The organism is Virgibacillus carmonensis (genome assembly GCF_057836705.1).
Genome location: NZ_JBYQFJ010000401.1, coordinates 1 through 525, shown reverse-complemented (window position 1 = coordinate 525; position 525 = coordinate 1). Strand labels below are relative to the sequence as shown.

General features: G+C 37.3%; 1 pseudogene. It reads right to left on the bottom strand.

Features of this window, described 5'->3' with window-relative positions:
* Positions 1–206: 206 nt before the first annotated feature.
* A pseudogene (locus tag AC3G7N_RS22575) lies at positions 207–525 on the bottom strand (amino acid permease); the annotation flags it as partial.

Sequence of the window (525 nt, the reverse complement as noted above, 5' to 3'; positions counted from 1 at the left end):
ATTGACCCCCGTACCATTTTTATCGAAAAGAACAATAATTGCAATGGAACAACAGCCATCTGTCGATTGTCGACATTATGTTTCTATATATTATATTATAATCCACCACTTTTTTATGTGTCAATAATATTCTGATTATTGTAATTTCCATTTTAAAATAAGACGAAACAACACTACCCAATTGGTATGTTGATTCGTCTGCTTTATTATGCCACTCGATCAATTTCTTTTTTCATATGGTCATCTGCGTATTCTTTACCGTACTTAGCCATTGAAATTTTATAAAGGATAAACCCTAAAACAATCCAGAACCCTACAATCACCCACTCATAAGGCCAGACAAGTGCTGAAGGCATACCCGGCATATAAAGTACAGATATCCCTGCAGCCATCACAACTGCTATCCAGCCAATTGTCGTACCTCCACCAAGTTTAAATGGCCGTTTCATGTCTGGAGCCTTTTTACGGAGAATGATAAACGAAATCGCAACCATTAACCATGCGATAACAAGTCCAAGTCCACCA